Annotated in this window: 16 protein-coding genes and 3 tRNA genes; 9 read left to right on the top strand and 10 right to left on the bottom strand. The window is 40.9% G+C overall.

Annotated elements, in window-relative coordinates:
• Nucleotides 1–14 precede the first annotated feature (14 nt).
• Nucleotides 15–215: an RNA-binding S4 domain-containing protein gene (locus tag H6G57_RS07975; RefSeq protein WP_190517484.1), complete on the top strand. Its 201-nt coding sequence runs from the start codon at nt 15–17 to the stop codon at nt 213–215.
• Here the strand turns inward: H6G57_RS07975 and H6G57_RS07970 are convergent.
• Nucleotides 201–743 carry a pentapeptide repeat-containing protein gene (locus H6G57_RS07970; protein ID WP_190517482.1) on the bottom strand — a complete coding sequence of 181 codons (543 nt, stop codon included), beginning with the start codon at nt 741–743 and terminating at the stop codon, nt 201–203. The two genes, H6G57_RS07975 and H6G57_RS07970, sit on opposite strands and share 15 nt — an antisense overlap.
• A gap of 63 nt (nt 744–806) precedes the next feature.
• Between H6G57_RS07970 and H6G57_RS07965 the strand changes: the two genes are divergently transcribed.
• The 4 genes from H6G57_RS07965 to H6G57_RS07950 all read left to right on the top strand — a co-directional run bounded on the left by H6G57_RS07965 (nt 807) and on the right by H6G57_RS07950 (nt 5,105).
• The gene (locus H6G57_RS07965; protein ID WP_190517480.1) at nt 807–2,060 is read left to right on the top strand and encodes a threonine/serine exporter ThrE family protein; all 1,254 of its coding nucleotides are present in this window, start codon (nt 807–809) and stop codon (nt 2,058–2,060) included.
• A 395-nt stretch (nt 2,061–2,455) separates the two neighbouring features.
• Complete coding sequence (locus tag H6G57_RS07960; protein ID WP_190517478.1) at nt 2,456–2,746, top strand: hypothetical protein; 291 nt, start codon at nt 2,456–2,458, stop codon at nt 2,744–2,746.
• A gap of 180 nt (nt 2,747–2,926) precedes the next feature.
• A complete protein-coding gene (locus H6G57_RS07955) occupies nt 2,927–4,654 on the top strand; it encodes a succinate dehydrogenase/fumarate reductase flavoprotein subunit (RefSeq protein WP_190517476.1) in 1,728 nt (575 codons plus the stop codon).
• A gap of 208 nt (nt 4,655–4,862) precedes the next feature.
• Nucleotides 4,863–5,105, top strand: coding sequence for a type II toxin-antitoxin system Phd/YefM family antitoxin (locus H6G57_RS07950; RefSeq protein ID WP_190517474.1), 243 nt, complete (start codon nt 4,863–4,865; stop codon nt 5,103–5,105).
• 154 nt (nt 5,106–5,259) lie between these two features.
• Here the strand turns inward: H6G57_RS07950 and H6G57_RS07945 are convergent, their stop codons facing one another.
• Both H6G57_RS07945 and H6G57_RS07940 read right to left on the bottom strand, forming a co-directional pair.
• Complete coding sequence (locus H6G57_RS07945) at nt 5,260–5,622, bottom strand: aspartyl protease (RefSeq protein ID WP_190517472.1); 363 nt, start codon at nt 5,620–5,622, stop codon at nt 5,260–5,262.
• Nucleotides 5,619–5,936, bottom strand: coding sequence for a hypothetical protein (locus H6G57_RS07940; protein WP_190517470.1), 318 nt, complete (start codon nt 5,934–5,936; stop codon nt 5,619–5,621). The genes H6G57_RS07945 and H6G57_RS07940 overlap by 4 nt, the downstream gene beginning before the upstream one ends.
• A 197-nt stretch (nt 5,937–6,133) precedes the next feature.
• On the opposite strand from H6G57_RS07940, the gene H6G57_RS07935 reads away from it, so the two are divergent.
• Both H6G57_RS07935 and H6G57_RS07930 read left to right on the top strand, forming a co-directional pair.
• Nucleotides 6,134–6,394 (top strand): hypothetical protein, encoded by a 261-nt coding sequence (locus H6G57_RS07935; RefSeq protein WP_190517468.1) that lies wholly within the window; start codon nt 6,134–6,136, stop codon nt 6,392–6,394.
• Between the two features lie 119 nt (nt 6,395–6,513).
• Nucleotides 6,514–6,729, top strand: a complete 216-nt coding sequence (locus H6G57_RS07930) for a hypothetical protein (protein ID WP_190517466.1) — start codon at nt 6,514–6,516, stop codon at nt 6,727–6,729.
• Nucleotides 6,730–7,005: 276 nt separating this feature from the next.
• Here the strand turns inward: H6G57_RS07930 and H6G57_RS07925 are convergent, their stop codons facing one another.
• Entirely contained in the window at nt 7,006–9,255 is a 2,250-nt protein-coding gene (locus H6G57_RS07925; protein WP_190517465.1) for a dynamin family protein, read from the bottom strand.
• Nucleotides 9,256–9,983: 728 nt separating this feature from the next.
• On the opposite strand from H6G57_RS07925, the gene H6G57_RS07920 reads away from it, so the two are divergent.
• Nucleotides 9,984–12,905, top strand: coding sequence for a PAS domain S-box protein (locus H6G57_RS07920; RefSeq protein ID WP_190517463.1), 2,922 nt, complete (start codon nt 9,984–9,986; stop codon nt 12,903–12,905).
• 175 nt (nt 12,906–13,080) lie between these two features.
• Here the strand turns inward: H6G57_RS07920 and H6G57_RS07915 are convergent.
• Nucleotides 13,081–13,154 (bottom strand) — tRNA-Pro (locus H6G57_RS07915).
• A 186-nt stretch (nt 13,155–13,340) separates the two neighbouring features.
• Nucleotides 13,341–13,892 (bottom strand): GNAT family N-acetyltransferase, encoded by a 552-nt coding sequence (locus H6G57_RS07910; protein ID WP_190517461.1) that lies wholly within the window; start codon nt 13,890–13,892, stop codon nt 13,341–13,343.
• Between the two features lie 73 nt (nt 13,893–13,965).
• Here H6G57_RS07910 and H6G57_RS07905 point away from each other — a divergent pair, with 73 nt between their 5' ends.
• Entirely contained in the window at nt 13,966–14,691 is a 726-nt protein-coding gene (locus H6G57_RS07905) for a hypothetical protein (RefSeq protein WP_190517460.1), read from the top strand.
• Between the two features lie 98 nt (nt 14,692–14,789).
• Here H6G57_RS07905 and H6G57_RS07900 read toward each other — a convergent pair.
• The 4 genes from H6G57_RS07900 to H6G57_RS07885 form a co-directional block, all read right to left on the bottom strand.
• Nucleotides 14,790–14,861 (bottom strand) — tRNA-Thr (locus H6G57_RS07900).
• Nucleotides 14,862–14,927: 66 nt separating this feature from the next.
• Nucleotides 14,928–15,009: transfer RNA gene (locus tag H6G57_RS07895), tRNA-Tyr, on the bottom strand.
• A 72-nt stretch (nt 15,010–15,081) separates the two neighbouring features.
• Complete coding sequence (locus H6G57_RS07890; protein WP_190517666.1) at nt 15,082–16,194, bottom strand: hemolysin family protein; 1,113 nt, start codon at nt 16,192–16,194, stop codon at nt 15,082–15,084.
• Between the two features lie 201 nt (nt 16,195–16,395).
• Nucleotides 16,396–17,685, bottom strand: a complete 1,290-nt coding sequence (locus H6G57_RS07885) for a glucose-1-phosphate adenylyltransferase (protein WP_190517458.1) — start codon at nt 17,683–17,685, stop codon at nt 16,396–16,398.
• Between the last annotated feature and the right edge of the window lie 132 nt (nt 17,686–17,817).

Genomic DNA, 17,817 nt, shown 5'->3' with positions numbered 1-17,817 from the left:
GAGCCTATCAAATCATGTCTGAAACCATTAAACTTGATCAATTTCTGAAATTCATGGGTGAGGTTTCTACCGGAGGACAAGCTAAAATTATGATTCAATCCGGTGAAGTTCGAGTTAATGGTGAGATTGAAACTAGACGGGGACGAAAATTAGTTACAGGAGATCAAGTGTGGATCGGTGGAAAAACTTTAACGGTTAATTTAGAGCCGGGATAACATCAATTCACCATTGGGCATAATCGTATTACAAATGATGGCATCGCTTTGATTAAATCCAATAGAATCCGTTAAATTAGCATCGGTTAAATTAACGGCTTTAAAATTAGCTTTTTCTAAATCCGTATCTCGTAAATCAGCCCCCACTAACCAAGCATTTTCTAAATTACACCCGTAAAGGTTGGCAGCACTTAAATTAGCTTGATAAAGATTAGTATAGCTTAAATTAGCGTGGGTTAAATTGGCTCCATTCAAGTTTGCATGGGAGAGGTTTGCCCCCATCATTTGTACCCCATATAAACTAGCTTGTTCTAAAATTGTATAACTTAAATTAGCCCCCATTAAGTTAGCACCGCGTAAGGAAGAACGACTCAAATTCGCGCCCTTGAGATTTGCCCCACTTAAGTCGGCCCCAATAAAGACTAATTTACTGAGATCCAAACTTTGTAAATCAGCGCCTCTTAAATCCACCTCTTTAAAATTCCATTCCCCTGTGGCTTTTCGTTGTACTAATTCCCAACTATCCATAAAATTAAGCCTAAATCCCATACTATTAATAGCATCAGATGTCCGTTTAAGGAAAAAACCCAGATGACGCCAACAGTCCTCCAAGAGATTGATCAAAAGTTTCACCTGGTTCTACTTACCGCCCGACTTCTTCTACAAAATAGTGCTGCAACAGAACGAGTTCATCGGGTAACTGGTCAATTAGCAGATAGTTTAGGAATTGAAGCCCGGTTATTAGTATCTTATGAAGCTATCACCTTAACAACCAAAATTCATAATCAATTTTATTCGCGCATTAGTACCCCCATTCCGGCGATGAAAATTAATATGATGGTCATGACTCAAGTAATGCGCTTAGTCGATGATATTCAACAAGGACATAAAACTTTAGAAGAAGTTACAGATGAGTTAGAACTAATTAATCACTATGCTCCTCATCATTATCCGCAATGGTTTTTAGTTTTAATGTTAGGAATTGCGGGGGGAAGTTTGGCTAAAATTTTTCATGGAGATTGGTCTACTTTTTTGATTGTGAGTTTAGCAACAGCCCTGGGACTAATCTTAAGACAACAATTAGCAAAACATAAGTTTAATGGGTTTATTATTGCCTTTTTTGCAGCTTTTTTGGGAGGTTGTATCAGTGCAATTGGAATTAAACTCGGTTGGACAACAACGCCAGAACCCTGTTTATTAGTTCCCTCCATGATGTTAGTCCCCGGAGTTCATTTAATTAATGCAGTTTTAGATATGGTTTATAACCATCAAATTACAGGAATTGCTCGATTAAATTTTAGTTTAGTAATGTTGATTGCTATTTTATTTGGTTTATTATTATCAGGAAGTATTATGGATATTTCTGTTGCTGTTAATTCGACAAAACCCCCTATATTACAGCCGGAAAATATTTTATTTGCTGGATTTGTGGCGGCTGGATTTGCGATTTTATTTAATGTTCCTAAAGGAATTCTTTGGGTTTGTATTCTTTGTGGAATGGTCGGTTATGGAATGCGATTTTTTTCGATTTATATCGGGTTAGGAATTATTTGGGGAAATCTTTTGGCTTCAATGGTTGTGGGATTAATGACGGTTTATTTTTCTCGACGATTTAAAGTGCCTTCGGCGGCTATTGCATTTGGGGCAGTTGTTGGAATGATCCCTGGAATTTTTATGTTTCGAGCCGGAAGTGGTTTAATTTTAATGATGAAATTAGGTATCAATTCCGATATTTCTTTAATTGCTAATACGATAGTGATGGCTGGAACCGCCTTATTAATGACATTAGGAATTCCGGTGGGGTTAGCATTACCAAATTTATTATTTTTTAGGTCAGATGATTAGAGTATTCACCCCTTCCCTGATTTTGGAGAAAGGAGATAAAAGACAGGTTTAGGGTGCGGAAGAGTCTCTCAAATCGCTTTTATAGCGCTACGCGCGAGGGAACAGGGAACAGGGAACAGGGAACAGTAAGAAGTGAAAGGGTTTTAGAGTTTAAAAATGTCCTAACCGTAATGCGTAGCGCTATAGCTATTCCCTAAGAGGGTTAATGCTGAACAATCAATGTTAAGAATTCCTGAAAAAATCAACAATTGAGAGTTTTATCCGGTTTGCAGCCTGCTGAAGTATGACCAAACGTAAAGTTAAATTACAACTCTTATTAAAATGTTTAAAATTTTTCCAAAATTGAATCAACCCTTTAACCTAGAAGTTTAAAGGAATATTACGAGAGAGGGCCAATGCAAGATCTGAAAAAGTATCGTATTCGATGCACACTTACCTATGGCGATATCTATAGCCAAATTATCGTCTGGCTAATTGTCATCTTTATCGCCTTAGCGACTTCATTAGCACTGTGGAGTACAACCCGTCAAATTTATGCGTTAGCAACGGTGGGCTTAATTGTTGTGCTGTCTTTACCTTTCTTACTCTTTGCATTTGTCACCACTTTATTTAACCATATCGAAATTCTATCTGTAGACCCATCCATTGAAGACGAACCGAGCCGCGCTGAACTTCCCAGTTCTTAAACGGTGCCAGTGGCGAGTTAGAATAAATTCAACTCATACAGTAATCAGTTATCAGTGTAAGAGCTATACCAGTAGGGGCGGGGTTCCCCCACCCTTACAGACCTATAACTAATAACTAATAGCTGATAACTAATAACTAATAACTGATAACTGATAACTGACAACTGATAACTGATTAAGATGCTAGAACATGATGTGATTATTGTTGGGGGCGGGTTGGCTGGCTGTCGGGCGGCGGTAGAAATTGCCCGCACTAACCCCAGTTTAAATATAGCCGTTGTTGCGAAAACTCACCCCATTCGTTCCCATTCCGTCGCAGCCCAAGGGGGTATCGCCGCTACATTAAAAAATATCGATGAAAGCGATAGTTGGGAAGCCCATGCTTTCGATACGGTCAAGGGTTCAGACTATCTCGCTGACCAAGATGCGGTGGAAATTTTAGCCAAAGAAGCCCCGGATGTCATTATTGATTTAGAACATTTGGGAGTCTTATTTTCTCGCCTTCCCGATGGCCGTATTGCTCAACGCGCCTTTGGTGGACATTCCCACAACCGCACCTGCTACGCCGCCGATAAAACTGGCCATGCGATTTTACACGAACTGGTGAATAACCTCAGACGCTATGGCGTTCATATCTATGATGAATGGTACGTCATGCGGTTGATATTGGAAGAGGGACAGGCCAAGGGCGTTGTCATGTTCCGTATCAATGACGGACAGTTAACCGTTGTTCGCGCGAAGGCGGTCATGTTCGCAACGGGGGGCTATGGTCGGGCGTTTAATACCACCTCCAATGACTACGCCTCAACAGGGGACGGGTTGGCGATGTCGGCGATGGCGGGAGTTCCCTTGGAAGATATGGAGTTTGTACAGTTTCATCCCACAGGTTTATATCCGGTAGGGGTATTAATTTCTGAAGCGGTACGGGGAGAAGGGGCTTATTTAATTAATAGTAATGGGGAACGATTTATGGCGACTTATGCCCCAAGTCGCATGGAATTAGCACCCAGAGATATTACGTCTCGCGCTATTACTTTAGAAATTCGCGCCGGACGAGGAATTAACCCCGATGGCAGTTCTGGGGGGCCTTATATTTATTTGGATTTGCGACATTTAGGACGGGAAAAAATCATGAGTCGCATTCCTTTTTGTTGGGAAGAAGCTCACCGTTTATTAGGCATTGATGCGGTGGTTGAACCCATGCCTGTCCGTCCAACAGTTCACTATTCTATGGGGGGAATTCCGACTAATATTAATGGGCAAGTTTTAAGCAGTGCAGATAGTTTAGTGGATGGATTATTTGCGGCGGGAGAAGCGGCTTGTGTATCGGTACATGGGGCAAATCGTTTAGGCAGTAATTCCTTATTAGAATGTGTGGTTTATGGCAAAAGAACGGGGGCGGCTATTGCTGAATTTGTGCAAAATCGGAAGTTACCGACTGTTGATGAACAGCTTTATTTGAAAGAAGCTCAACAACAATTACAATCATTATTAGATCAATCAGGAGACTGCCGAATTAGTCAACTCCGCCAAGACTTTCAAGATGCTATGACCACTCATTGTGGTGTGTTTAGAAATGATAGTGTGATGCGAGAAGGGTTAAGTCAAATTCAAGAGTTACAAAATCGTTATCAACAGATTTATTTAGATGATAAAGGCAAATGTTGGAATACAGAATTAATTGAAGCCTTGGAATTAAGAAGTTTAATGATAGTAGGAAATCTGATTTTAACGTCAGCCTTAAACCGTCAAGAAAGCCGAGGGGCTCACAGTCGAGAAGATTATCCTCAACGCAATGATGAACAGTTCCTGAAACATACCTTAGCGTATTATTCCCCTGCGGGTATTGATTTAGCATATCGTCCCGTTAAAATAACGTTATTTGAACCCCAGGAACGAAAATATTAAAAAGTAGTGAGGCGTTCACGCCTCCTAGCCCTAAAGGGCTTACTACAGGAACGAAAATATTAAAAAGTAGTGAGGCGTTCACGCCTCCTAGCCCTAAAGGGCTTACTACAGGAACGAAAATATTAAAAAGTAGTAAGGCGTTCACGCCTCCTAGCCCTAAAGGGCTTACTACAATTGAGATATAATAGTAACAATATGGTGACTTAATATGACCACAGTTCAAAAAACAGTAGATATTAGTGCCGCACAAATGAGTGTGCAAGAATTATTACACCTGGTTGATGAAGGGACAGAGATTTTACTGACAGATGGTAATAACCCTTTGGCTCGTCTAGTTCCTATTTCCCAACAAAATGTACCTCGAATAGCCGGACTACACCAGGGAGAAATATGGACAAGTAATGATTTTGATGCACCATTACCCGAAGAATTTTGGACAGCAGGTGGATGAAATTATTATTTGATACTCATACTTTTATAAAGAGATGGCGCGGTTTTTTGCCCTATCGTGTCGATGCTTTAGAATTTCAGTTGCAAATTAGAGTAGAATGGGATGGGAGAATTTTTGAGGCTTCTTAACTGCGTATTATTGACAGAATCAGTTATTACCCCAATGTGAGAACTCCAGCCAAAAAATTCACCGCTAACGGCAAGATTGTTAACCATCTCGAACCGAGTAAAACTTCGGGAATCTCATCACCTGCAAAAACTGGGATATCGAATTCTTGTTCACCTAATAGTATTTTGCCAGCATAAACATCAAAAGTGCTTTCTCCTTGTGCTGTGATCATTTCATTTTGCCGGACAAATTGCCAATCCAGACCCTCTAAATCTTGTTTATTAATTGCCAGAAATTCTGTAAATCCCGTATCTAGCATTGCCTCCACAGTTAGATTTAAGCCATCAGCAGCAATCAAATCAATTTCAAAAAACAGTTCACCCCTACTTCCAAAAGTACCCTGAATCATATTTTGCCAGTAGCTCCACTTTCATTTAAGCAAAACATACAGTGTACGGCATCAGGGTGTTTATGACGTGCTTCTTGACTAGCTACTTCTTGATCTTGGTTAATGAAATAATCGCCGCTGTCAGGTTCAATTGCAATATACCAGCCATAGTGTTCTGCCATGAGAGCGGGGCGAACTTGCTCAAAAATTGCTCGACAACGCTTATGAAATACTTCGCGTTCAGCTTTGCGTCGAGCTAGTGCTTCGGGCGATAATGTATGTTCTGGGAATATTCTGCCGCGAGGTGGGCTTTTTTTTGGTAGTGATTGAGTCATGGAGTTAAATCTTGTGATTTATACCCCCTAAATATTAACATACTTTTGCTTAGTTATTGGTGCGATCGCATTTTGGAGAAGATAGAAATGTGCGATCACATTTTGGACAAGATAAGAGTGCGATCGCCGTTTGGGGAAGAAAGGGACGAAACAGTCATTCAAGGGTTAGAATAGTAAAAAAATAGTTGAGAGATGGTATGCAGAGAATATATACTATATTGAAGGGAAACATTTTAGAATGGACGCGGGAGGTTCCCAAACAGAGCGATCGCCCTGTCAGAGTTTACGTTACTTTACAAGCAGATCGATCAAGTCTAAGTGCTGAGTTTCGCCGCCAAAAAACAGTTGAAATATTAGAAAAAATTGCAGCAAGTAATGTCTGTGCTGATATTAGCGATCCGATGAAATGGCAGCGAGAGTTACGTCAAGATCGTCCACTTCCAAGTAGGGATAAATAATGTTACTAGATAGTAATATTATTTATCCCTACCTGATCAGAAAATGAGAGGCGATCGCATTTCCCTATATCTTAAATTGCTATAATAACAACCAACCCCAAAATCTTAATCAAGAATTTATGTCTACTTACAACACAGTATTGACTGAGGTTCTAAGACTTTCACCAGATGAGCAACTGCGACTCATTTCTGAATTATTAGTATATGTTCGCCATCGATTTCAGCCTAAACCTAAGCGTAGTATTTTAGAATTAGAAGGATTGGGTGAGGAAATTTGGCATGGGATTGATGCTCAAGAATATGTGAATCACGAACGAAATTCATGGAATGGATAGCTCAGTTACAGGGAAAAGTTGTGGGAAGTGTTGGAGAATTTGAGAATTTGACGGAGTATTTTTAGAAGGGAAAAGAAAAGCGATCGCACTTCGGAAAATTAAGGGCGATCGCTAATATCTAATATGAAATCTTTAAATGTTGGCTACACATCTCCCCCCTCTTTTTAAGGGGGGTTGGGGGGGATCATCTGTAGCGTTCATAATGGGATTTCATATAATACCTCATCAATTGTTATTTTGGTTGTTTTTTGTGACGAGAACTCCTTGAATTTTTAACTAACTTTCTCCCTGTATTGTCCAGGGAATGTCGGCGAAAAAATTTTGCAGTACCTCCAGTTTTTTAATAATTTCCTCAATGCGTTCTCTGGAGTCCGTATCAGGAGAAACGAGTTCGCGCTGATGATCAAGATAGTCTTTCCAGTCAGTTTCTACTGCTTCAGCACCTTTTTCAAAAGCTGTAGCTGTATCTTGCCAATACTGTTTGTTTCCTGTTAGGAACTTTCCACAAACATCCTGTTCTTCAAAGTATTTAACAATTTGTTTTGCTAAACGACTCTGCCAATCTTCCCCAAATAAGCGAAATATTAAAGAAGCGAGTCCAGCAGCTAAAGCGATTCCTAGAACGATCGGGCCACCGATGACAGCAATAAAGGAAATTACTGCTGCGGTTCCACCACCAATACTAATACCAAGTGCTGACAAAAGACTGACTAATTTTGCTACCAAAATATAGCCACCAAGATTACCAAGACTTGCTGCCCAAGCTGCTAAAGCACCATAAGCACCTAATCCGGCTATTCCACCTAAAAAAGCTCCTTTTGTATCAAAGGGAATAGAGACTTTTATTCCATCTTTTGTGGTAAGTTTAAGCTCTGGGTATCCTTCTAAATAATCATCTATTTCAGCTTTTAATTTTTCTGAATTCGCGCTGACAAAACTTTCCAAATTACTTTGTAAAAGATCTACCAGATAACCAGCAAAATATTCTTGCGCTTCCTTCTTGTTGTTATATCTCTTGCGGATAGTTTGCTCAATAGAATTTACATTGATTATTGATTCTGCATACTTCTGAAATGCTTTTTGGGTATCTTCGCCTAACTCCTTGATGCGTTTTCTAACATAATTGCGCTTTTGCTGCATCTCTTTTTGACGGGCAGGTTCATTAGCCTCGGCTTCTTTAAGGAGGTTTCGAGATTCTTCTATATTAGCAAGAGTTTGCTGATATTGCTCAATTTGTTCAGCATATTTTTGTTTATTATCATTTTTGATGGCATTAATTTCTCGATCAACTCGACACTGGATTGATTCAGGAAAATACTCAGTAAGTAGTTTAGTTAACTCATCAAATAAACGTTGACAGCGATCGGGTCTTTCTGTCCAGAAGGTAAAAAATCGCTTTTGCACATCATCCTGGGTAATCTCCCGATTTGTTACCTCCTGGCGCTTCTGTATTTTAGTTTCATTGAGTTCTTTATAAAGTCTGGCTGAGGCATTATTGAGGATATTAGGAAGCTGAGTATTAGAAATACTTGGATCGGCGTGTGTCGCTACAATAAACAGATTACCTAGAGTCGGAAAGTTTTGAGATTCATTTTCTGGAGTAGGTAGTAAACCCAGCAAATTTCTAAGTCGATCCATATCTTGACCATTAATATGACCTTTTGCAAGTGAGGTGTAGATCAAGATATCTGCAATCTGAGTTGCACTATTAGCTTTGTCAACATCTTTTGAAATTTCATCAGGTTGATCAGAATAACCTGGGAGATCGATCAAGTTGCAAGCTTTTAGTAATGGGGAGTCAAGATAAACTATAGCAGTATGCCCTGGGATCTCGGTTTTACTATTATCATATTTGTGTACGCCATATTTTTCGAGAATATCGAAGGAGCCAGAATACAAACGATGCTTTTCACAATGTTTGCGATTGTCTAAGAGTTTTAAATCAATTGTATGTTTATCATGTTTATCTAGCCAAAAATCCTCATCAATAATCCAAACATCGGAATTAAACCAATGGGGACGATTCCCAAGATGACGAATTATTGTAATCAGTTTTGTAGCAGGCTGATAGCTTTCAGGTAAATTTTTACTTCCTAAAAGACTATTTGCTAGATGGGATTTTCCCGTATCAAATCCTCCGGTTAAAACAACATTAGGTTTTTGATAATAGTCCTGAATTTGTGTTAAAACATCATTAGGTAGAGGTAGCTTCGGATTCGTTGGAAATTCAAATTCATCCAAAGGTGGAGTTTCATAGATATACTGATTCAGTAAATTTAGCCTCCGATAAAGTTCAGCATAAGGAAAACCCGGTTCAATTCCTGGGAGGGGTGGCGTTTCTTCTGACATCGCGGTTGCGAGATCAACCCCTAAAACTTGTAACCATTTCATGGCCAGCCCCATTGAAACTTTTGCCGGAAACTTCTCGCCCAGCCTAACATTATCAACAGAAATTCCGAGCCGACTAGCAACTTCTTCTTGGCTCATGCCCTGTTGTTCACGATATCGTCGGAAATTAATATTCATGATATTGTCATCCGATACGTTGACCTATTTTAATAATAACATAAACCTCTGTCTACAAACTCATCAATCTGCACAAGTCACCCAACAACCCTAACTCAATCGCAGTCTTCGCTTTTCCCTCGCTCCCAGGCTCCAGCCTGGGAATGCTATGATAGAGGCTCCGCCTCTATTATTTATTGGTGGCAGAGCCACCTTTTGACATTTCTAGGTAGAACCTAGAAACGAGGGAACGAGGGATTTAGAAATAATGTTAAAATCAAATTGTTACTTAACGTCTAAAATAGGATGAATTTACTAACAGAAAAGGTTTAATTAATGCTGTATAAATGGTGCGTGCGCTGCGCTTACACACCCTACAATTGGGGATATTATTAAATAAGTTTATTAACAATTTTTCGATAGCCAAAGCTATCATGATTTATGGGATAACGTTTATTTTAAAGATCGGATTTATCTCTGGTATATCGATCTCCGAAAACAAAAATAAACAGCAATGTTTTAAGCTTAATTACGGTTTGATTGTAAACCACGCTACAAAAAAAGTTAATAATATAATAGGCAAATTGTGATATATTAATTATTTAACTCTTAACTGATACAGGCAAGTTCTATGAGTCCCTGCTGAACCAACTATACCTTAATCAACCCGCCCCTACGACTACAACCTGAATCAAAACGCCAAACCTAACACCTAATATCGGAAACCCAAAACTACAGGAGTAACAATCGTGAATCAAGGGGGAAAGATATCTCAATTTGAAGATATCTTGGCCAAAGGTGGTGAAATCGGTAAGCTATTATCTGCTATTGATTGGAATGTAACCTCTCTCGGCAGTATCTCGACTTGGCCACAGAGTTTACGCACAGCCCTGAATATTAGTTTGACATCTCCTTTACCCATGATTGTGTTTTGGGGTGAAAACTTTATTCAACTGTATAATGATGCCTATTGTTTATTATGGAAAATTCTCGATCCGAAACTAAGTTTAGGACAACCAGCTTCTGAAGTTGAGGGGGAATTGTGGAACTATATTTACCCCTGTCTTCAGACCGTATTCACAACCGGAGAAACTACCCAAATCTTTAACCAACCGCTACAAATTGAACAAGATGGGGATGTTAAAACCTGTTATTTCTCCTTCACTTCTAGTCCGATTTGGACGGAAACGGGAAGTATTGGTGGTATTTTTACAACAGTAACGGAAACAACTTTAGAACTTGTTAATACCCCTTCTCAGGAAAATGATACACAACGGAAAAACCTTTTACAACAATTAGAAACCGAACGCGCCCGACTTGAAGCCGTATTACAACAAATGCCTGCGGGGGTATTACTAGCGGATGGAAAATCTGGTCAACTAATTTTAGCGAATAAACAGGTGAGTCAAATTATTGGCTATTCCTACGAGACAGAATCCAAACTTGAAGAATATGATCAAATTGTAGATTTCGAGGGTTTTCGGGCAAATGGTCAACGGTACGCGCCCGATGAATGGCCCTTAATGCGATCGCTCTCAACGGGAGAAATTGTCACCGCCGAGGAAATTCGCTTAGAACGAACTGATGGAAATCAAGTCTTTATTTCCGTAAATTCTGCTCCCATTCGAGATCAACAAGGAGATATTGTCGCAGCCGTTGCTATTTTTCAGAATATTACCCAAGGGAAACGGGTTGAACAAGACTTAAAAGAAAGCCAAATTTTGTTTGAAGGGTTCATGCGACATATTCCAGCCATCGCTTATATCAAGGATGAACAAGGTCGTTATATTTATGCGAATTGGGTGGCGACCCAATTAGTCGATACTTCCCTGGAGAATATTATTGGCAAGACGGATTTTGAGTTATTCCCAGAAATAGCATCCCAGTTTCAACAACATGATCAAGCCGTTCTGAGTTCCGCTCAAGCGGCGGAATTCTTGGAATGTATCACCCGTAATGGGGTTGAGTTCTATGGGATGTCGTTTAAATTTCCCATCACCGATGCTGCGGGTCGTCGTTTGCTGGGGGGAATGTCCTTTGATATTACCGAACGCAAACGCCTGGAAGATGCTTTGCGAGTCAGTGAAGCTAAGTTTAAGCGTTTAGTTGATGCCAATATTATTGGGGTGATTGTTTGCAATTTAGATAAGATTGTGGAAGCCAATGATGTATTTTTACAGATGGTGGGTTATACCCGTGAACAATTAATAGCGGGTGAAATTAGTTGGCTCAATTTAACACCACCTGAATATCTTGATGTGGATGAACAAGGGTTAGAAGAACTCCGCAATACCGGAAAATGTCCTCCCTTTGAAAAGGAATATATTCACTCGTCGGGAAGTCGGGTTCCCATTTTAATCGGGGCAACTTTATTAGAAGAAAATCCCCTGACTTGGCTTTGTTTTGTCTTGGATTTGACTGAACTCAAACAAACCGAAATTGAACGGGAAGAACTTCTGAAGCGAGAACGAACAGTGCGGGAAGAAGCAGAGGCCGCAAATCGGATTAAGGATGAGTTTTTGGCGGTTTTGTCCCATGAGTTGCGATCGCCGTTGAATCCCATTTTAGGATGGGCGAGTTTATTGCGGACGGGTAAGATTAATGAGGAAACAACCCATCGTGCTTTAGAAATTATTGAACGCAATGCTAAGTTACAGGCGCAACTGATTGAGGATTTGTTGGATGTGTCTCGGATTTTACGGGGAAAGTTAGCGTTAAGCACATTTCCGGTACATTTGGACAATGCGATTCATGCGGCATTAGAGACGGTACAATTAGCGGCCGATGCCAAGGAAATTGGGCTTTATACCCACCTAGAACCGAATGTACGCCCAGTGTTAGGGGATTTAGGTCGTTTACAACAAATTATTTGGAATCTGGTTTCTAATGCGGTTAAATTCACCGATCCGGGGGGTCGGGTTGATATCTATTTAGAAACGGTGAATAACCAGGGTCAAGTTAGGGTTCAGGATACGGGTCAAGGAATTACACCGGATTTTCTACCCCATGTTTTTGATTATTTTCGGCAAGCGGATAGTACCACTACTCGGCAGTTTGGGGGGTTGGGATTGGGGTTAGCCATTGTTCGGTATTTAACAGAGTTACATGGGGGAATGGTTTGGGCTGAAAGTCCAGGGGACGGACAGGGGGCTACGTTTACGGTGAGATTACCTTTAATGATGGAGGGGGAGGAGACGGATTTTGATGGGGAATTAATCTTAGATGTTATTGATTTAACCGGGATTAAAATTCTGGCTATTGATGATGAAGCCGATATGCGGGAGTTAGTCGCATTTTTCTTGGAAGAAGCGGGGGCTTCTGTGCAGTTAGCGGCTTCGGCTCAAGAGGCTTTATTGTTATTAAATGAATCCTTACCTGATGTGATGATTTGTGATATTGGAATGCCAGACGTGAATGGCTATATGTTGATGAGTGAAATTAGAAGCAAACCTTTAGAAAAAGGGGGGAAAATTCCCGCGATTGCCTTAACCGCTTATGCGGGCGAAACCAATCAGAAAAAAGCTTTGACGGCTGGATTTCAAATGCACTTATCTAAACCCGTTGAACCGGATAAATTAGTCGCAGCGATCGCCAAATTATTAAAACAGACAAAACTCAAATCTAGGGAGTCTCAATGGATTGTACCCCAGAATAATATTGATGGGATTTGACAATTGTGAATTGATGTGATAGAGATTTGAGCTTGAGACCTTACTCCAGAGAGAGCTAAACATTGCCTATCTTGTTTCTATCTTGTATCCTTAAGGTAGAAACACTAGATACAAGCAACGGGATGTAGCGCAGCTTGGTGGTGTAACTGCTTTGATTAAAGGTGTCGTGGTCGAATCGGGATGACAGGATTTGAACCTGCGGCATCCTGCTCCCAAAGCAGGCGCGCTACCAAGCTGCGCTACATCCCGTTAAATCTTTATCCTAGTATAACCTAAATTTGCACGGATGGGATTAAAAATTGCAAAATTGATCATAAAGCTGGGTTTCAGGTTTCGGGTTTCAGGTTTCGGGTTTAAGCTGTTTTTCCCATCCCAACACTTCTTCCCTAACACCTGAGACCTGACACCTGACACCTAACACCTAACACCCTCAGCCTAATCTGGATACCAGAACATTCCTTTAATCCCCTCTGGATCGGATATAAAACCCAAATTTCGGTAAAAATCCACAACATGAGGGTCAGCAAATAGAGTAATGTTGCTGATATCATCGCTACGGAGTTTCTTGATGATAAATTTCATCAAGGCTTTACCCAGACCTTTACTTTGGAAATCTGGGTGAACGACCACATCCCAGAGAGTCGCATTAAACGCATGATCGGATGTAGCTCTAGCAAAACCAATCAGCCGTCGCTGGTTGCCCCGAATTTGCCACATGGAAACGACAAGGAAACTATACTGAATGGCTTTTTTGACTTTACGCAGGGGCCGCCGAGACCAACCGACAGCACTGCAAAGTTCTTCCAACTCATATAAATCAATGTCCCGATCGGTGCTAAAAAAAATGCGACCATTATTATTCGATGATGGGCGAGAGTTGAGAAATACTGACTCCTCGCCTCCAACCTCGTATGCCTCATACTCCGCTATCTGGGAGAATGAGGAAGAGGAATCCGAACTGCTAAACAAGTTTTTCCAAAAACCCATGCAGGCGTGGTTATGGTAATAGATGATGAATCACTGTACTAGATAGTATATCTCCCGTACCTTCACCTGAATTATGGCTCCTGGCTTAAAACCTTCAACTTTGGAACTCCTAAAACGCTTCAACCGGGCGTTTCCACAGTTTTATGAGCAATTTGTCAGTAGTGAAATTCAATTGCAAAACTTGAAACTCGCCTATCAAGTTTATAAAACGAAACAAGCGGTAATTGAAATTCAGCCTGATGGCAATAAAAGTGCGTTGCATTTTGCCTATCGGAATCAGTCGTTTTTACTGAGTGATATTTTTGGGGTTTTGGCTGCTTATGGCCTGACGATTCACAGTCTCAGTTTGTATGGCCAAATTTACCCGCCCATGTTGGTGTTTATTAAGTTGGTGCTGTCTCGTGGGGGTAAAGCTCTCAGCGAGAAAACCTCAGAAAACGTTTGTCGGGCTGTTCGAGAAGCTTTGGCCGGACATTTCGAGGTGGAAGAAATGTTGGCTGTAGAATTTAACCTGGATGCAGGTTTAGAAGATGTCGCAACGGAGTTTTATGTTGACCCGGTGTTTCACCTCCCAGCGTTATTGATTGAAGCCGACAACCAGCCTGGACTTTTTTATAAAGTCATGTATGCGATCTGGCAAGAAGATTTATTAGTTGTGAATGCTAATTTATTAGTTTGGCGGGGACGAACCCGATTAATTTTATATCTCTTAGGGCCGAATGAAAGTCTAATTCCTGAATATCTTGGCCAAAAAATCGCCGAAGGAATGCGACAACGGTTAATGGGAGAGCGCTTTTAAAGACAATATGGGCTACAGTGGTAGAATCTCCCTTGCTTAAGGCTGAAGTCAGGATGTCAGCCTTGTCAGCAAGTGCTTAGAGTTAACCCAAGAACATAAGCCCGTGACGAGGATTGAACTCGTGACTTCCTCCTTACCAAGGAGGTACTCTACCACTGAGTTACACGGGCAAAAAAAATTAAAAAGTAAGAACTAAAACTTGGAAGTTCCTAATCTCTAAGGTTTAATTTTAGAGGTGGGCCGAGCTGGATTTGAACCAGCGTAGGCGTAGCCAGCGGATTTACAGTCCGCCCCCATTAACCGCTCGGGCATCGACCCATTTATTCAACAATTTTATATAGTAGCACAATCTCAGGAAATGTCTAGGGGTTTGGAAAACTTTTTTTTCCATTAGGAGGAAGGAGGCTCAAAATACTGACGATTTGGGAGTCGGCGGGATTGTTCTGGGGTTCGGTTGGGACGGGAGGAATTGCGGGGACGTTGGGTGCGGCTGGGAAAATCGCTCTCATCGTAAATTTCCCCGACTAACTCCTCTAAAATATCTTCTAAGGTGATTAACCCAACGGTTCCCCCATATTCATCAACCACAATCGCCAGGTGGAGGCGCTGTTGTAGCATTTCCTTGAGTAAATCCCCGACCCGCTTGGTTTCGGGAACATAAACCGGAGGACTCATGGCTTCGGTGACAGAAATGCTGTTGCGTTCCTCCTCGTGGGTATGGGCCAATTGTAACGCCCGTTTTAAATGAACAATTCCCACAATTTCATCCTTCGATTCTCCCTGAACGGGAATTCGCGAATATCCGGTTTCTAAACATAACTCAATCACTTCGGGTAAAGTGGCTTGGTGGGAAATCGTTCGCATCTCAATTCGCGGTTTAACGACTTCTCGCGCCATTAAATAATCCATCATCAACGCTTTATTTAAAAGTTGATGTTTTTGCCAATCTAACTGACCCCGACCCCCTAAAATTTCAATCATCAGTCGTAAATCTTGTACCGATAATCCCTGCTGGGCACCCCCCGGACTAAACAGACGAATAATACTTTGAGTAATGGTTTCTAATAAAACAATTACCGGAGACAGAACAATCGATAACCAATAAATCGGGCGAACAATAGCTTTAAAAATGGGTAAAACGTTGTTAATGGCAAAGGATTTAGGAGTGATTTCTCCAAAAATTAGGACTAAGAAGGTAACAACGGCCGTTGCAATTCCTATTCCCGCATTTCCTAGCCAAATCGCAAATAAATTACTGGTGAGAATAGCCGAGAAATTATTCACCAAGTTGTTTCCCACTAACAAGGTTGTGATAAATCGTGCCCGTTTTTCCAAAACCAAGGTATACATTCCATTGGGGTCCCCTTGTTCTTTAATTAAAGCTCGCAGTTTTAAATTATCGAGGGCGGTGATAGCCGTTTCGGAACCGGAGAAAAAGGCAGAGAGAACCAGCATGAAGGTCAGAACCAGAACATCTAGCCCAACATTTCCCAGTAAAGGCATCGCTTCCGCAAGGGCAAACAAGAATTCAGACGGAAAAGTTGTAAACACAACAGGATAAAGTTATCTAAAAAAACTGTTTTGATTGTAGAGCATTGTCATTGCAATCAGCCAATTTTGAACAGGAATCTATGCAAGAAAGGACTCCTGATTTTCAGGAAGTCCTCTGAATACAATGGGTTAAGTTTTATTTTTGAAGTCGCCTTAAATCACGGTATCATCAGGAATCACCGCATTTTTAAGAACAACAACAATCCCACTGCGGATATAAAATCCTAAATCTTCCCGTTCTGCTTCTTGGATATTATCTTTGTTGATAATTTTAACATTGCGACCAATGCGGGCATTTTTATCAACAATTGCCTTACGAATTAAGGTATTAGAACCAATCCCTAATGGCACTTCACCTTCTTGTAAACCCGATTGACGTTCTGAAAACGGTTGATAAAAGTCTGAACCCATCAGCAGGGTATCTTCAATGGCACATCCAGCTTCCACACGGGAACGTAAGCCCAAAACAGAATGATCAATCCGACATTCTTTGAGAATACAACCCTCAGCAACAATGGATTCAGTAATGTGACAATCTAAGATTTTCGTGGGGGGTAAATAACGAGAACGGGTATAAATCGGGGATTTTTCGTCGTAAAAACTAAAGGAAGGTTCAGGTTGTTGGGTTAAACCAATATTGGCATTATAAAATGCTTCAATGGTTCCAATATCTTCCCAATAGTCTTTAAATAAAAACGCTTGAACATTATGATCATCGGAGGCGTCGGGAATAATTTCTTTACCAAAATCTGTCTGTTCAGGATTGTCTGTTAACAGCTTAATCAAGACATCTTTGTTAAAGACATAAATCCCCATCGAAGCAATATAAGGATTTTCTTTGGCTTGTTCAGGAGATAAACCCAACATGGAGGTATCGACCTGCATTTGTTTGAGGGCGTCCCCTTTTGGTTTTTCGCTGAAACTGACCACTCGCCCTGAGTCATCCAGTTTCATTAACCCAAAATCAGAAGCTCGTTTTTCATCAATGGGTAATACGGAAAGGGTAATATCCGCATTTGTATCTAAATGACGTTGGACAAATTCTCGATAGTCCATGCGGTAAAGATGATCACCGGATAAAATCAGATATTGGTCAACGTCCCATTCTTGAAACAGCCACAAATACTGACGCACCGCATCTGCTGTACCCTGAAACCAATTCGGGTTTTGGGCGGTTTGTTGGGCGGCTAACACTTCTGTAAAGCTATCATCAAAGCCAGAGAAGTTATAGGCACGAGCAATATGACGGTTTAAGGATGCTGAGTTAAACTGGGTTAAAACGTAGATTTTGAGGATTTCGGAGTTAATACAGTTACTAATGGGGATATCGATTAACCGATATTTCCCCGCGATGGGCACCGCAGGTTTGGCCCGCACTTTGGTTAAAGGATATAGGCGGCTACCCGCACCGCCACCGAGAATGATTGCTAAAACTCGTTTCACAAAAAATTACCTCTCAACTGCCAATAGTCTTCCCAAGTCCAGTGTCCGACTGTACGGTACTCTTGACAAGGGGGGAGAAGCAAAACCTGTCTTAAGTTTGGGTTAGGGTTAAGTTAACAGGAAGGAATAACA

It is taken from the genome of Planktothrix sp. FACHB-1365 (genome assembly GCF_014697575.1).
In the GTDB taxonomy this organism is placed as follows: Bacteria; Cyanobacteriota; Cyanobacteriia; order Cyanobacteriales; family Microcoleaceae; genus Planktothrix.
Note: the sequence above shows the minus strand (reverse complement) of the source record. Positions and strands in the feature narration are given on the sequence as shown.

Bases quoted from the DNA above. Each gene is read 5' to 3' on its own strand.
- H6G57_RS07975 (WP_190517484.1), top strand. From the start codon at position 15: ATGTCTGAAACCATTAAACTTGATCAATTTCTGAAATTCATGGGTGAG.
- H6G57_RS07970 (WP_190517482.1), bottom strand. From the start codon at position 743: ATGGATAGTTGGGAATTAGTACAACGAAAAGCCACAGGGGAATGGAAT.
- H6G57_RS07965 (WP_190517480.1), top strand. From the start codon at position 807: ATGACGCCAACAGTCCTCCAAGAGATTGATCAAAAGTTTCACCTGGTT.
- H6G57_RS07960 (WP_190517478.1), top strand. From the start codon at position 2,456: ATGCAAGATCTGAAAAAGTATCGTATTCGATGCACACTTACCTATGGC.
- H6G57_RS07955 (WP_190517476.1), top strand. From the start codon at position 2,927: ATGCTAGAACATGATGTGATTATTGTTGGGGGCGGGTTGGCTGGCTGT.
- H6G57_RS07950 (WP_190517474.1), top strand. From the start codon at position 4,863: ATGACCACAGTTCAAAAAACAGTAGATATTAGTGCCGCACAAATGAGT.
- H6G57_RS07945 (WP_190517472.1), bottom strand. From the start codon at position 5,622: ATGATTCAGGGTACTTTTGGAAGTAGGGGTGAACTGTTTTTTGAAATT.
- H6G57_RS07940 (WP_190517470.1), bottom strand. From the start codon at position 5,936: ATGACTCAATCACTACCAAAAAAAAGCCCACCTCGCGGCAGAATATTC.
- H6G57_RS07935 (WP_190517468.1), top strand. From the start codon at position 6,134: ATGCAGAGAATATATACTATATTGAAGGGAAACATTTTAGAATGGACG.
- H6G57_RS07930 (WP_190517466.1), top strand. From the start codon at position 6,514: ATGTCTACTTACAACACAGTATTGACTGAGGTTCTAAGACTTTCACCA.
- H6G57_RS07925 (WP_190517465.1), bottom strand. From the start codon at position 9,255: ATGAATATTAATTTCCGACGATATCGTGAACAACAGGGCATGAGCCAA.
- H6G57_RS07910 (WP_190517461.1), bottom strand. From the start codon at position 13,892: ATGGGTTTTTGGAAAAACTTGTTTAGCAGTTCGGATTCCTCTTCCTCA.
- H6G57_RS07905 (WP_190517460.1), top strand. From the start codon at position 13,966: ATGGCTCCTGGCTTAAAACCTTCAACTTTGGAACTCCTAAAACGCTTC.
- H6G57_RS07890 (WP_190517666.1), bottom strand. From the start codon at position 16,194: ATGCCTTTACTGGGAAATGTTGGGCTAGATGTTCTGGTTCTGACCTTC.